At 44.8% G+C, this 13,450-nt stretch carries 8 protein-coding genes, 1 tRNA gene and 1 pseudogene; 9 read left to right on the plus strand and 1 reads right to left on the minus strand.

The window, feature by feature from the left end:
* Positions 1–55 precede the first annotated feature (55 nt).
* The 3 genes from pckA (at position 56) to HMPREF9124_RS05200 (ending at position 3,508) form a co-directional block, all read left to right on the plus strand.
* Entirely contained in the window at positions 56–1,660 is a 1,605-nt protein-coding gene (gene pckA, locus HMPREF9124_RS05185) for a phosphoenolpyruvate carboxykinase (ATP) (RefSeq protein ID WP_036598004.1), read from the plus strand.
* A 384-nt stretch (positions 1,661–2,044) separates the two neighbouring features.
* Positions 2,045–3,376, plus strand: a complete 1,332-nt coding sequence (locus HMPREF9124_RS05195; RefSeq protein ID WP_009429517.1) for an LCP family protein — start codon at positions 2,045–2,047, stop codon at positions 3,374–3,376.
* A gap of 60 nt (positions 3,377–3,436) precedes the next feature.
* A tRNA-Gln gene (locus HMPREF9124_RS05200) sits at positions 3,437–3,508 on the plus strand.
* 447 nt (positions 3,509–3,955) lie between these two features.
* Here the strand turns inward: HMPREF9124_RS05200 and nagB are convergent.
* Entirely contained in the window at positions 3,956–4,693 is a 738-nt protein-coding gene (gene nagB / locus HMPREF9124_RS05205; protein ID WP_009428906.1) for a glucosamine-6-phosphate deaminase, read from the minus strand.
* Positions 4,694–4,902: 209 nt separating this feature from the next.
* Here nagB and HMPREF9124_RS05210 point away from each other — a divergent pair, with 209 nt between their 5' ends.
* From HMPREF9124_RS05210 to ileS, 6 genes and pseudogenes are all read left to right on the plus strand, one after another.
* Positions 4,903–5,697: a cell wall-binding protein gene (locus HMPREF9124_RS05210; protein ID WP_009428664.1), complete on the plus strand. Its 795-nt coding sequence runs from the start codon at positions 4,903–4,905 to the stop codon at positions 5,695–5,697.
* The gene (locus tag HMPREF9124_RS05215) at positions 5,694–6,626 is read left to right on the plus strand and encodes a LysR family transcriptional regulator (RefSeq protein ID WP_009428013.1); all 933 of its coding nucleotides are present in this window, start codon (positions 5,694–5,696) and stop codon (positions 6,624–6,626) included. The genes HMPREF9124_RS05210 and HMPREF9124_RS05215 overlap by 4 nt, the downstream gene beginning before the upstream one ends.
* A gap of 101 nt (positions 6,627–6,727) precedes the next feature.
* Positions 6,728–7,225 (plus strand): hypothetical protein, encoded by a 498-nt coding sequence (locus tag HMPREF9124_RS05220; protein ID WP_009429920.1) that lies wholly within the window; start codon positions 6,728–6,730, stop codon positions 7,223–7,225.
* 13 nt (positions 7,226–7,238) lie between these two features.
* A pseudogene (locus HMPREF9124_RS12930) lies at positions 7,239–8,605 on the plus strand (MATE family efflux transporter).
* Entirely contained in the window at positions 8,602–10,044 is a 1,443-nt protein-coding gene (locus HMPREF9124_RS05230) for a nicotinate phosphoribosyltransferase (RefSeq protein WP_009427817.1), read from the plus strand. Before HMPREF9124_RS12930 ends, HMPREF9124_RS05230 begins: the two are co-directional and overlap by 4 nt.
* A gap of 147 nt (positions 10,045–10,191) precedes the next feature.
* The gene (ileS, locus tag HMPREF9124_RS05235; protein WP_009429271.1) at positions 10,192–13,437 is read left to right on the plus strand and encodes an isoleucine--tRNA ligase; all 3,246 of its coding nucleotides are present in this window, start codon (positions 10,192–10,194) and stop codon (positions 13,435–13,437) included.
* Positions 13,438–13,450: the final 13 nt, after the last annotated feature.

Raw genomic sequence — 13,450 nt, forward strand, 5'->3', positions numbered from 1 at the left:
AGAAGAGAGCGGAAGAGAAGTTTTTTCCATCAGCCGAAGAAAGAAGGAGAAGAATATGGCAAATTTGGATTTGACGAAGTATGGCATTACAGGAACGACGGAAATCGTACATAATCCCTCTTATGAAACACTGTTTAAAGAGGAGACTGCAGAGTCTTTAGTCGGATATGAGAAGGGTAGAGTCAGTGAGTTAGGTGCTGTAAATGTCATGACCGGAATTTATACCGGACGTTCTCCCAAGGATAAATATATCGTTATGGATAAAAATTCCAAGGACACCGTTTGGTGGACCAGTGAAGAATATCCGAATGATAACCACCCGGCTTCGGAAGAGGCATGGGCATGCTGTAAAGAGCTCGCTAAGAAGGAACTTTCCAATAAGCGTCTTTTCGTAGTGGATGCTTTCTGCGGTGCGAACAAGGACACCAGAATGGCCGTTCGTTTCATCGTGGAGGTGGCTTGGCAGGCACACTTTGTGACCAATATGTTCATTAAGCCGTCCAAAGAGGAATTAGAGAACTTTGAGCCGGACTTTATCGTATACAATGCGTCCAAGGCGAAGGTAGAAAACTATAAGGAACTGGGACTGCACTCCGAGACTGCCGTAATGTTCAATATCACAAGTAAGGAGCAGATTATCTTGAATACCTGGTACGGCGGAGAAATGAAGAAGGGTATGTTCTCCATGATGAACTACTATCTGCCTCTTAAGGGCATTGCTTCCATGCACTGCTCTGCCAATACCGATTTGGACGGAAAGCATACCGCTATTTTCTTCGGCCTTTCCGGAACAGGAAAGACAACCCTTTCCACCGATCCGAAGAGACTTTTAATCGGTGATGACGAGCATGGTTGGGATGATAACGGAGTATTCAACTTTGAAGGCGGATGCTACGCGAAGGTTATTGACTTGGATAAGGATTCCGAGCCGGATATCTACAATGCCATCAGAAGAGATGCGCTTCTTGAGAATGTAACGGTAGATGCAAACGGAAAAATTGATTTTAAGGACGGAAGCACAACGGAGAATACCCGTGTGTCCTATCCGATTAATCATATTGAGAAGATTGTACGTCCGATTTCCGCAGCTCCCGATGCAGAGAATGTTATTTTCCTTTCTGCAGATGCTTTCGGAGTACTGCCTCCAATTTCCATCCTTACTCCGGAACAGACAGAGTACTACTTCCTTTCCGGTTTTACCGCAAAGCTTGCCGGAACGGAGAGAGGCATTACCGAGCCGACTCCGACCTTCTCCGCTTGCTTCGGACAGGCATTCCTCGAGCTTCCTCCCACAAAGTACGCTGAGGAGCTCGTTAAGAAGATGAAGAAGACCGGCGCAAAGGCATACCTTGTTAATACCGGTTGGAACGGTTCCGGAAAGAGAATTTCCATTAAGGATACCAGAGGAATCATCGATGCCATCTTAAACGGTGATGTTGTAAAGGCGGAAACCAAGACCATTCCGTTCTTTGATTTCGAAGTTCCGACAGCGCTTCCCGGTGTAGATCCGAAGATTCTGGATCCGAGAGATACCTACAGCGATGTTAAGGAATGGGAAGACAAGGCAAAGGATCTTGCAGGAAGATTTGTAAAGAACTTTAAGAAGTATGAGAATACCGAGCTTGGCAAGAGCTTAAAGAATGCCGGCCCGAAATGCTAATGCAATAGTAGAAAATACTGCGATACTTACAGGAAATGGATAAGATTGGAAAATCTTATCCATTTCCTTTTTTTGAATGGAATACCGCTCGCGGATTGTGCGGTATTCCATTCTGAACGAGTATCGTGCACAGAACGTGCGCTGGCTCGGTTAACAAGAGTGAAGAACACGAGGAATTCCTTGCAAAAACTTGTAGATATTCTTAAGGCGGCTTTCCCGAGAAGAGAAGCTTTGCTATAATGCAGAAAGAATCAGTTTGGAGGGGAAAAATTGGATAGTAGAAAAAGACGTACAGCCAGGAGTCGCAGTTTTAGCAGAGAAAAAGAAGATTTTTCAAATTTGGACATTCCGATTAGGAGAAGTGAAACGCGAAGAGAACGCGATGTGAGAGAATACAGAGGGCAGGAGACTGATAAACAAGAGGAAGGGTATCGAGCTGCAAGAGGAGGAAAGAGGAAGAGAAAGAACCCTTTGAAGGGTGTCTTCTTTCTTTGTCTGTTACTGGTCGGCATTTTTTTCCTTTGGCGCTTTCTTTCTCCTTACATCGGAAAACAATATCGTACGATTGCAATCTTCGGATTGGATAGCCGCGACGGAAATAAGGAAGCGGGTGCGTTATCGGATGTCATCATGCTTGCGAGCATCAATAAAAGAAGCGGAGAAATCAAGCTGACTTCCGTTTTTCGCGATACTTATTCGGAGGTGGACGGAAACGGCAAATACCACAAGATGAATGAAGCCTATTTTTTAGGCGGGCATAAACAGGCCATCAAAGCTTTGGAACGGAATCTGGATATTTCCATTGATGATTATGTAAGTTTTAACTGGGCTGCCGTGGCAAAGGGGATTTCCGCACTCGGAGGGGTGGACCTGGATTTGTCCGACGCCGAATTCTACTATATCAATGCTTTTATTACGGAAACAGTGGAATCCACCGGTATTCCTTCCGTACATTTGGAACATGCGGGGATGAATCATTTGGACGGTATTCAGGCGGTGGCCTATGGAAGACTTCGCTTAATGGATACGGATTTTAACAGAACGGCCCGGCAGAGAAAAGTTCTGAGCCTTGCCATGGAAAAGGCCAAAAAGGCGGGGCCCGTGAAGATGATATCCGTAGCGACACAGGTTTTACCGGAAATATCCACCAGTATGAATATGGCGGATTTTACAGATTTGGCTTCCCAGCTTGGAAGATTGCATCTTGGAGAAACGACAGGCTTTCCTTTTGCAAGAACGACGATGAAGATTAAGAAAATGGATGTGGTTATTCCGGCTACATTGGAAAGCAATGTCATCGAGCTTCATCAGTTCCTTTACGGAGAGGAACATTATCATCCCTCTGCAACGGTAAAGAAAATAAGCGACCATATTGCGGAAGTTTCCGGTGTGACGAAGCCTTTGGAAAATGCGGAAGAAGCAGGAACGGGTGGAGGAACGGTTCGAAAAAAGGATAAAAAGCAAGAAGAAAAAACCACTAAGAAAGAGGAGAAATCTTCCAAGTCCGAGACAGAGGAGAAGAAGGAAGAGCATAAGAGCGAAACGGAAAAAAAGCTTTCCGAGACGGAGGAATCTTCTATCGAAGTGAAAAAAGAAATAGAAAAGGAAACGGAGAAAGAGGAGGAAAAAGTAACGGAAGAGAATTCTTTGGGTCCGGCAGGAGATATCGGGAAAAAAGTTATAGAGTCTTCTGAGGAAAATGCAGAAAATCCTTGACATTTCTAAAGACATTATGTACTATATCTGAGTCGCCTTTTTTAGGTGACTCAATTCTATAGGGCTATCGCCAAACGGTAAGGCAACGGACTCTGACTCCGTCATTTCAAGGTTCGAATCCTTGTAGCCCTGCTTAAGACTCCACACACGGGAGTCTTTTTTTATTCTTAAAGAGTACTTTTCTTGAAGTGTGCGGGATCACGTTCATAACGGACATCACATGCGAGGCTTGAGGTATCTTGCTCATAATGCGTATCATGCGCAAAGCGTGCGATATCTCGTTTTCCAATAAACTGTTCTATGGAAAGTGTTGGAAATGGCAAAGCTTTCGGATAAACTTAAAAATATTAAAAAATAGTATAATAGATAAATTGAATCAATCGAGTCTCTTAAATCCTCCAATTAGATAAGGATGGGAATCGTGTTATAATAAGAGCAAGAAGAAGCGAGAAGGCCTGTAATAAAGGTGCTTTAAAGCAAAATTTCAGTCACTATTTATTAGGCGATGCTTCCTTTCTATTTCCGAAAAAGAGCTGCGGCGGTCGCCACAGCTCTTTTTCGACATGAATAAGCGTCTATTTAAACGGAACTGCATTTGGAAAGAGCGTCCTCGTCTGCAATTAAAATAACATTTTTGTGGAATTGCAGGATGGAAGCCGGAACTTCCGGACTGACCGGACCTTCCAAAACCTTTTTCAAAATAGCGGCTTTGTCTCTGCCGGATACCAAAAGAAGGATTTTCTCTGCTTGCATGATGGTTCCGATTCCCATCGTGTAGGCTTCTCTCGGTACCTCATCCTTAGAATTAAAGAAACGTTGATTGGCTGAGATGGTTTCTTCAGTGAGCTGCACGCAATGTGTTTTTGCGGGGAAAGAATCACTCGGCTCATTGAACCCGATGTGGCCGTCATGTCCCAGACCTAAAATCTGCAGATGAATCCCGCCGAGACTTTGAATCAGTCTTTCATAGCTCTCACAGGCTTCTTGGGCATCGCTTAGACTGCCGTCCGGTACATGCGTATTTTCCTTGGCAATATTGACATGATGAAACAGTTCCTGATTCATAAAGTAACGATAGCTGTGACTATCCTCTGGAGCCAGACCCCTGTATTCATCCAGATTAACGGAGCGAACGGCAGTAAAGTCCAACTTTCCTTCCTGGTACATTTCTCGCAAAACCTGATACGTTCCCACCGGGGTAGAGCCGGTAGCGAGCCCCAGCACGGGCTTTTCTCTTTGGACAATTTCCGCAGCAATGTACATGGCTGCCTTTTTGCTTAAAGTAGCGTAATCCTTCACTTTTACAATCTGAATCATGTTCTTTCCTCCTGCTGATAGAGTCTCTGTTTTAGAATTCCAATCGGATGTTCCGACGGAAGGATTTATGGATATGTAGATGCTTTCAATACGCTTCGTTTTCTCGTATATCGTAGCAAAATGAAAGAAAAAGTACAAGAAGACGAAAGATGGTAAAAGAGAGATTTTATGGTATACTATAGGACAAACTTTTATGGGAGGGTTAAGGCGTGTTTAAAGATAAGAAAAACCAAAACGGTATAGAGAAAAAGAATCGATTTGCAGAGCATGGCAAGGGTTTTGTTTCAGCTCTTCTGCTCTGTTTTACAATCGGCGTTTTTTCTTTGGCATCGGGAGTTTCCGTAAAAGCTGCGGAAGGCTGGGTGAATCGTGAGGGCAGTTGGTATTATTATCCCTCTACGGAAGAAGAGCATTATACGGGCTGGATTCGGTCGGAAGATTCCGGTCGCTGGTATTATATTGTAGATGGACAAATGCAGACCGGTTGGGCGTCTTGGAAGGGAAAGTGGTATTTTCTGAATGCGGACGGAGGAATGGCCGAGAAACAATGGGTCGGAAACTTCTATGTAGGAGAGGATGGAGCAGTCCTTACGAATACGGAAACTCCGGACGGGTGGAAACTTTCAGGAAACGGATCCTATCTTCTGAAAGGAAAACCGACAGAGGAGTTAAATGAAAAAACGGCAAGATACATCAAGGTTTTAATGGAACATCCGGATGCCCGTGCGGTTTTTGACAGTCCGAGTCAGCTTGTCATGGAAAACGGAAATGGCTATCCTTTTGTTATTTTTAAGAAGATGAGTCTTTACGATTCGAAAACTTCCGAACTGCTTTATGAGGGAGATGCAGGTTTTCACAGGAATGCCGTACTGGAGTATTATGATGGGGAAGAATTGAAATTGATGCAGACCATGGATTTTATGCAACACCATTATCTTAGCGGAAAACAGGTTCTTATTGATCCGGCAGGATTGATTACTTATGTTGTGGGTGAAAAACGATGACTTTACAGCAGCTTCGGCAGATTATTGCGGTAGCCGATTCCGGCTCCATTAATGAGGCGGCAAAACGGCTGTATATTACACAGCCCAGTTTGAGTGCTACGATCAAGACGGTTGAGAAGGAAACGGGAATCGACATATTTTCACGTTCCAACAGAGGCATTGTGGCAACACCGGAGGGAGAGGAATTTTTGGGCTATGCCCGTCAGGTTTCCGAGCAGTACCAGCTGATGGAAGACAAGTATTTGACCGGAACGCCTTATAAACAGAAATTCGGTGTTTCCATGCAGCATTATACCTTTGCCGTGGAAGCATTTATCCATCTTCTGAGACAGTATGAAAAAGACAATCTCTATGAATTCTCTATTTTTGAGGGAAGAACCATCGATGTCATAGAGAATGTGCGCAAGCAAATCAGTGAGCTGGGAATCATTTATCAAAACGATTTTAATGAAAATGTGATAGGAAAGATTTTACGAGAGGGAGAGTTGGAGTTTGTCCCTCTTTTCTCCTGTAATATCTATGTTTTTATGGCAAAATCGAATCCGTTGGCCAAGAAAAATTTAATTCAGATGGAAGACCTGATGGATTATCCCTGTTGCAGTTTTGACCAGGGAGAGCGGAATTCCTTCTACTTTGCGGAAGAGGTACTCAGCACCTATTCCTACAAAAAGTTAATCAAGGTCAATGATCGTGCTACCATTTTAAATCTGATGGTAGGATTAAACGGCTACACGCTTTGCTCTGGCATCATTTGCCAGGAACTGAACGGACCGGAGTATATTGCAATTCCCCTGGATACCAAGGAGAGTATGCGGATTGGGTACATCAAACATAAAAAAATGCGTCTTTCGGAGCTTGGAAAGAAGTATGTGGAAGAACTGAAACAATATGAGGGGCAACAGTCCGGACCCATTAGTGCCGGAATGTGAATTTTAGAGCTATCGTTTGCAAAACTTGCGTTAGCTTCTTGATAACGGGCATTCTTTTTTTGCTCAGGCGATTATCTAAAAAAATTTAGGATTGGAGAATTATGACTTTGGATTTTATTGTACCGATGCTTATCCTCTTGCAATGGAGGACCAATATTCCTTTTCTCGATCAAATGCTGGAGAAACTTTCGAAGCTTAGCGGCGGAAGAGAAGAAATTGTACTGCTTGCGCTGTTTATACTTCTGCTTCTATTCCTTCTTTTTATAAGAAGAGTGATACGGAAAAGAAGGCAGAAAGAAGCCTTACAGTATCATATTGAGGAAAAGGACCGGTATCATATCAGTATGGAAAAACAGGACTTGCATAAGCTGGTATCTCTTTTGATAGAAGGACTCGGCGGCAAAGATAATATCCTGTCAGTACGTTTTGATGCAAAGAAGCTGAAAGTCAAGATAAAAGAATATGCCCTGGTTCAGGAGAATACTCTTCGTATGGCGGGTTTTCCCGGCGTTGTACGTCCCAGTAAGGACGAAGTTCACCTTCTCATTGGAGATGAGGCCGGGGAGCTTTGTGAAGCTTTACAGAATTTGAATCTATAAAAATGGAGGAGAAATGAAAAAGAGCTATGAAATCGATATGACGAAGGGAAGTATTTTCCCTAAAATCTTGAGTTTCAGCTTTCCTCTTATGCTCACCGGGATGTTGCAGCTTCTCTTTAATTCGGCGGACGTCATTGTGGTAGGGCGCTTTGTCGGACATAAGGCGATGGCGGCTGTCGGTTCTACCGGAACGGTTGTGTATCTACTGGTGAATCTTTTTTTGGGTCTTGCCATGGGGGTCAATGTTTGCATAGCGCAAAGCATCGGTGCCGGAAAGCAGAAAGACACGGAAGAAGTATTATCTACGGCGTTCTGTGCGGCAATCGTATCGGGAATTCTTGTTTTCTTTCTGGGAAATTGCATTATACGCCCTATGCTTATTCTGATTGCCATCCCCGAGGATGTGTTTCAGGATGCGGAGATTTATCTTCGCTATTATTTCTTTGGAGTTCCTTTTTTGATTCTATATGATTTCCTTGCGGCTATTTTTCGGGCGGTCGGAGATACAAAAAGACCTCTTTACACACAAATTGTAGCGGGAGTGATCAATGTTCTTTTGAATCTTTTTTTGTAATAGAACTTGGTTTAGGGGTAAGAGGCGTGGCGATTGCAACCAGTATCTCCGAGGCCTTTTCTTCTATAGTCCTCTTCGTTCTTCTTTTAAAGGAAGAGGGAGCATTGAAGCTGCCGTTACATCACCTTCGCATTTATCCGAAAAAACTATATAGAATCTTTCAGCTGGGAATTCCCGCCGGCGTGCAGGGAATGCTTTTTTCCATTTCCAACTTGAGTATTCAGTCTGCTTTGAACTCCTTCGGCTCCATGGCTATGGCGGGAGCCACTGTTGCAGGAAATATTGAAGGTTTTGTTTACATTGCCATGAATTCCGTGTCACAAGGAATGCTTTCTTTTACCAGCCAAAATCTGGGTGCAAAACAGTATAAGAGAATCAATGACATCTTAAGGAACTGTGTTTTGGCTCTGGGGATGATTGCTGTAATCAGTAATATCCTGGTTCTTTTATTTTCTAAAAGTCTGGCAGAGCTTTTTACCAATTCGGAAGAGGTGGTGCGTTATGCGCAGGAGAGAATGTTTATTATTATTTGCCCCTACTGCCTTTTTGGTCTGATGGATGTTCTGGTGGGGGGCTTGAGAGGTTTCGGCTACAGTTTTCAACCGATGATTATCAGTTTGATCGGAATCTGTTGTACCAGGGTTTTTTATGTCTTAGTGCTTTTTCCGCTTCCGGCCTTTCACGGACTAAAGCAGCTTTATTTCAGTTATCCGGTGACTTGGGTGATTACCTTAAGTTGCCTTTGGGTTTTATACAAAAAGGTACGGAATACTTTTCCCGCTACCAATGAAGAAGGAGTAGTATGAGAAATTTAACCTTATTAACGGACTTTTATGAACTGACGATGATGCAGGGTTATTTTAAGAGCGGAAAATCACAGGATAGGGTGATTTTCGACATGTATTACCGAAAGAATCCTTGTGGAAACGGCTTCTCTATCTGCTGTGGTCTGGAGCAGGTAGTGGAATATATTCGAAATCTTAACTTTAATGAAGAGGATATCGATTATTTAAGAAGCCTGAAGATTTTCGACGAAGATTTTATTGACTACCTTCGAGGATTCCATTTTACGGGAGACATTTATGCCATTCCGGAAGGAACGGCAGTATTTCCGAGAGAACCTCTTGTAAAGGTGATTGCACCGGTTATTGAAGCCCAACTGATAGAAAGTGCATTACTGAATATCATTAATCACCAGTCCCTTATTGCGACAAAGGCAAGCCGGGTTGTACATGCCGCAGCGGGAGACTCGGTCATGGAATTCGGACTTCGAAGGGCCCAGGGACCTGATGCGGGAATTTACGGGGCAAGGGCGGCGATTATTGCAGGATGCATAGGCACTTCCAATGTTTTTGCCGGAAAGAAATTCGGCGTTCCGGTTATGGGAACGCATGCGCATTCCTGGATTATGTCTTTCCCGACGGAATTGGAGGCTTTTATCACCTATGGAAGACTTTATCCGGAAAGTTGTATTCTGTTGGTCGATACTTATGACACCTTAAAGAGCGGTGTAAAAAATGCGATTCGTTGCTTTGATACCTTGAAGGCGGAGGGAATCAAACTAAAGCGCTACGGAATCCGGATGGACTCGGGGGACTTGGCTTACCTTTCCAAGAAGGCGAAGAAGATGCTGGATGAGGCGGGATATACGGAAGCCGTGATTTCCGCGTCCAATGATCTCGATGAAGACTTAATCAGCTCCCTAAAATTGCAGGGAGCAACAATCAATTCCTGGGGAGTAGGCACGAAGCTCATCACCTCCGAAAATCAACCCAGCTTCGGCGGAGTCTATAAGCTTGCGGCAATTATGGGAGAGAACGGAGAGTGGATTCCGAAAATTAAGCTCTCCGAGAATTCCGAGAAGATTACGAATCCGGGAGATAAGCAGGTTTATCGTATCGTGCAAAAGGAGAGCGGAAAGGTCTTTGCGGATTATATTTGCCTCGCGGAGGAGAAATTTTCCACGGATGAGGATTTGACTTTGTTTGATCCGGTGGAAACCTGGAAGAAGAGCACCCTGGAAGGCGGTAGCTATACGATGGAGCCTCTGCTTCAGCCTATTTTTGAAGGGGGAAAGCTTGTTTACACTTGCCCGAGCGTGGAGGAAATTACCGAACATGCAAAGAGAGAGTTGGACAGACTCTGGGATGAGTGTAAGCGTTTGAAAAATCCGCATAATGTCCATGTGGATTTATCGGATAAGCTCTACGAGATGAAAATTAAGCTTTTGGAAGAGTATAGATAGGCAGTCCGGAGAAGTGCCAATCTTTCCTACACTGCTGTATTCCTACACTGCTGTATTTTCTGCAGTGGATTGTGCGCTTGGATTTCTTGCTTTCTTTTTCCCGAATTATTATAATAGGACGGATAATGCTGAATGAAGGAGTGAATCATGTTTAAAAAAGTAGATACCAATATGAATTTTGTGGAAAGAGAGAGGGAAGTCGAGGAGTTTTGGAAAAGGGAAGATATTTTCAAAAAATCCATTGAGGAGCATAAGGGCGATCAGTCTTATGTTTTCTATGACGGCCCTCCTACCGCAAACGGAAAACCGCATATCGGTCATGTGGAGACCAGAGCATTTAAGGACATGATTCCCCGTTACCATGCCATGAAAGGAAATATGGTTCCGAGAAAAGCCGGTTGGGATACTCACGGTCTTCCGGTAGAGTTGGAAATCGAGAAGGAAATCGGCATCAACGGGAAAGAGCAGATTGAGGCTTACGGTGTAGCGCCTTTCATTGATTTATGTAAGAAAAATGTTTGGAAGTACAAGGGCATGTGGGAGGATTTCTCCTACAAGGTAGGCTTCTGGGCAGATATGGAAGACCCTTATGTAACCTATCATGACGACTTTATCGAGTCGGAGTGGTGGGCCTTAAAGGAGATTTGGAAGAAGAAGCTCTTGTACAAGGGCTTTAAGGTTGTGCCCTACTGTCCCCGTTGCGGAACCCCGCTTTCCTCCCATGAGGTAGCGCAGGGGTATAAGGAGCTTACAGAGCGTTCCGCTGTAGTACGCTTTAAAATCAAGGGTGAAGAGGGCTATTTCCTCGCATGGACAACCACGCCATGGACCCTTCCTTCCAATGTAGCGCTTTGCGTGCATCCGGATCTTGACTATGCGAAGGTCAAGGCTTCGGACGGGAATCTCTATATCCTTGCCGTAGCGCGTCTTGACGCTGTACTTTCCGGTCTTGCGAAGGAGGGCGAAGAAGCCTACTCCGTTTTGGAAACCTGTAAGGGGAAAGACCTTGTGGGTCTTAGCTATGAGCCTCTGTACGCCGGTGCGGAGAAGGAAGCGGAGAAGCAGCATAAGAAAGCCTGCGTTGTAGTTTCCGACTACTATGTCAGTGCAGATGACGGTACCGGTATCGTGCATATCGCTCCTGCCTTCGGTGAAGATGACGGCCGTATCGGAAGAGAGAATGACCTCGCTCTCGTGAAGTTCGTGGACAGCGAAGGAAAACTCACGGAGGAAACGCCTTTCTTCGGTATGCGTTGTAAGCCGACGGAGAAGGAAGTTATGGAAGGCGCAATCAGTGCCGACCCCGAGGTTTTAAAGGATCTGGATAAAAGAGGCCTGCTTTTTGATGCGCCGAAGATGACGCACAGCTATCCGCACTGCTGGCGTTGCGGAACACCTCTTATTTACTATGCAAGAGAGAGCTGGTTTATCAAGATGTCTGCGGTAAAGGACGAATTGGTAGCCAATAACAATACGGTAAACTGGATTCCGGAGTCTATCGGAAAGGGAAGATTCGGCGACTGGATTGAGAATGTACAGGACTGGAGTCTTTCCCGTGACCGTTACTGGGGAACTCCGTTAAATATCTGGGAGTGCGAAGGCTGCGGACACCAGGACGCAGTAGGCTCCATCTCCGAATTACGGGAAAGAGCGGAAAATTATCAGGAAGTTTTAAATAAGCTGAAGGCGGAGGGGGATAAGGGCTATTCCTCCGACCATGTAGGCTATGAGCATATTGAACTGCATAAGCCTTACGTGGATATGCTGACCCTTTCCTGCCCGCACTGCGGAAAGAAGATGAAGAGAGTACCGGAAGTCATCGACTGCTGGTTTGATAGCGGTGCCATGCCTTACGCGCAGCACCATTATCCCTTTGAAAACAAGGAGCTCTTCGAGTCTCAGTTCCCGGCACAGTTTATCTGTGAGGCGGTAGACCAGACCAGAGGTTGGTTCTACTCTTTACTTGCGGAGTCGACCTTACTTTTCCATAAGGCACCTTTTGAAAATGTTCTCGTTCTCGGCCATGTGCAGGACGAAAACGGGCAGAAGATGAGTAAATCGAAGGGCAATGCCGTAGACCCGATGGAGGCTTTACAGAAGCACGGTGCCGATGCGATTCGCTGGTTCTTCTATACGAACTCCGCACCCTGGCTTCCGAACCGTTTCCATGACGGAGCTGTGGTGGAGGGACAGAGAAAGTTCCTTTCCACCCTTTGGAATAGCTATGCTTTCTTTGTTTTATATGCGAATATCGATGACTTCGATCCGACAAAATACAGCTTACACTACGAGAGTCTATCTCCGATGGATAAGTGGCTCCTCAGTAAGCTGAATACTTTGATTGCTACGGTAGACAATAATTTAGCGCAGTTTAAGATTCCTGAGGCGGCCAATGCCCTTGAGGAATTCTGTGATGAGCTTTCCAACTGGTATGTAAGACGTTCCAGAGAGCGTTTCTGGGCAAAAGGCATGGAAGAGGATAAGGTCAACGCCTACATGACGCTTTATGAAACACTTGTTACCTTTGCAAAGCTTGCGGCACCGCTTGTCCCCTTTATTACGGAGTCCATCTATCGTAACCTTGTTTGCTCCGTGGATGCATCGGCACCGAAGTCGGTACATCTCTGTGCCTATCCTGTTTCGAATCCTGCTTACATCATCAAGGATTTGGAGGAAAATATGGACGAAGTGCTGGCTCTTGTAAAGCTTGGAAGAGCAGCGAGGGAAAAGGCGCAGGTTAAGAACCGTCAGCCGCTCTCCATAATGTATATTTCCGGTGGAAAGGCACTGGAAAAACAGTATGAGAGCATTGTGCGGGAAGAGCTGAACTTAAAGGCCATTGAGTTTAAGGAAGATTTATCTGACTTTACCGCCTATATTTTTAAGCCGCAGTTAAAGACGGTAGGACCGAAGTACGGCAAGCATTTGCAGGAAATCCGTACTTACCTGACAGAACTGGACAGTAAGACGGGAATTAAAGCTCTTGAAGAAGGGGCTATCCGCTTTACAGCTAAGGACGGTACTGCAGTAGAGCTTTCCAGAGAGGATTTATTGATTGAGTCCACGAAGAAGGATGGCTTTATCACGGAAGAAGACGGAAAGTACACCGTGGTACTGGATACGAACTTAAGTGAAGAGCTGAAGGAAGAGGGCTTCTTAAGAGAAATTATTTCCAAGGTACAAACCATGAGAAAGGAAGCCGGATTCGAGGTTATGGATCGCATTCATCTTTCCGCAAAAGGCAATGAAAAGCTGATTGCTCTTATGCAGAAATTTGAGAAGGAGCTTTGCAAGACTGTTCTTGCAGATACGCTTAGTTTCGGAGAATTAAGGGGCTATGTAAAGGACTGGGATATCAATGGAGAAGAGTTAAGCCTTTCCGTAGAAAAATAGATCGAAGAGTAGA

Origin of the sequence: Oribacterium sp. oral taxon 108 str. F0425, assembly GCF_000214455.1 — a bacterium.
GTDB lineage: Bacteria > Bacillota > Clostridia > Lachnospirales > Lachnospiraceae > Oribacterium > Oribacterium asaccharolyticum.

Coding starts and splice junctions, on each gene's coding strand:
- pckA (WP_036598004.1), top strand. CDS start 56: ATGGCAAATTTGGATTTGACGAAGTATGGCATTACAGGAACGACGGAA.
- nagB (WP_009428906.1), bottom strand. CDS start 4,693: ATGATTCAGATTGTAAAAGTGAAGGATTACGCTACTTTAAGCAAAAAG.
- HMPREF9124_RS05215 (WP_009428013.1), top strand. CDS start 5,694: ATGACTTTACAGCAGCTTCGGCAGATTATTGCGGTAGCCGATTCCGGC.
- HMPREF9124_RS05220 (WP_009429920.1), top strand. CDS start 6,728: ATGACTTTGGATTTTATTGTACCGATGCTTATCCTCTTGCAATGGAGG.
- HMPREF9124_RS05230 (WP_009427817.1), top strand. CDS start 8,602: ATGAGAAATTTAACCTTATTAACGGACTTTTATGAACTGACGATGATG.
- ileS (WP_009429271.1), top strand. CDS start 10,192: ATGTTTAAAAAAGTAGATACCAATATGAATTTTGTGGAAAGAGAGAGG.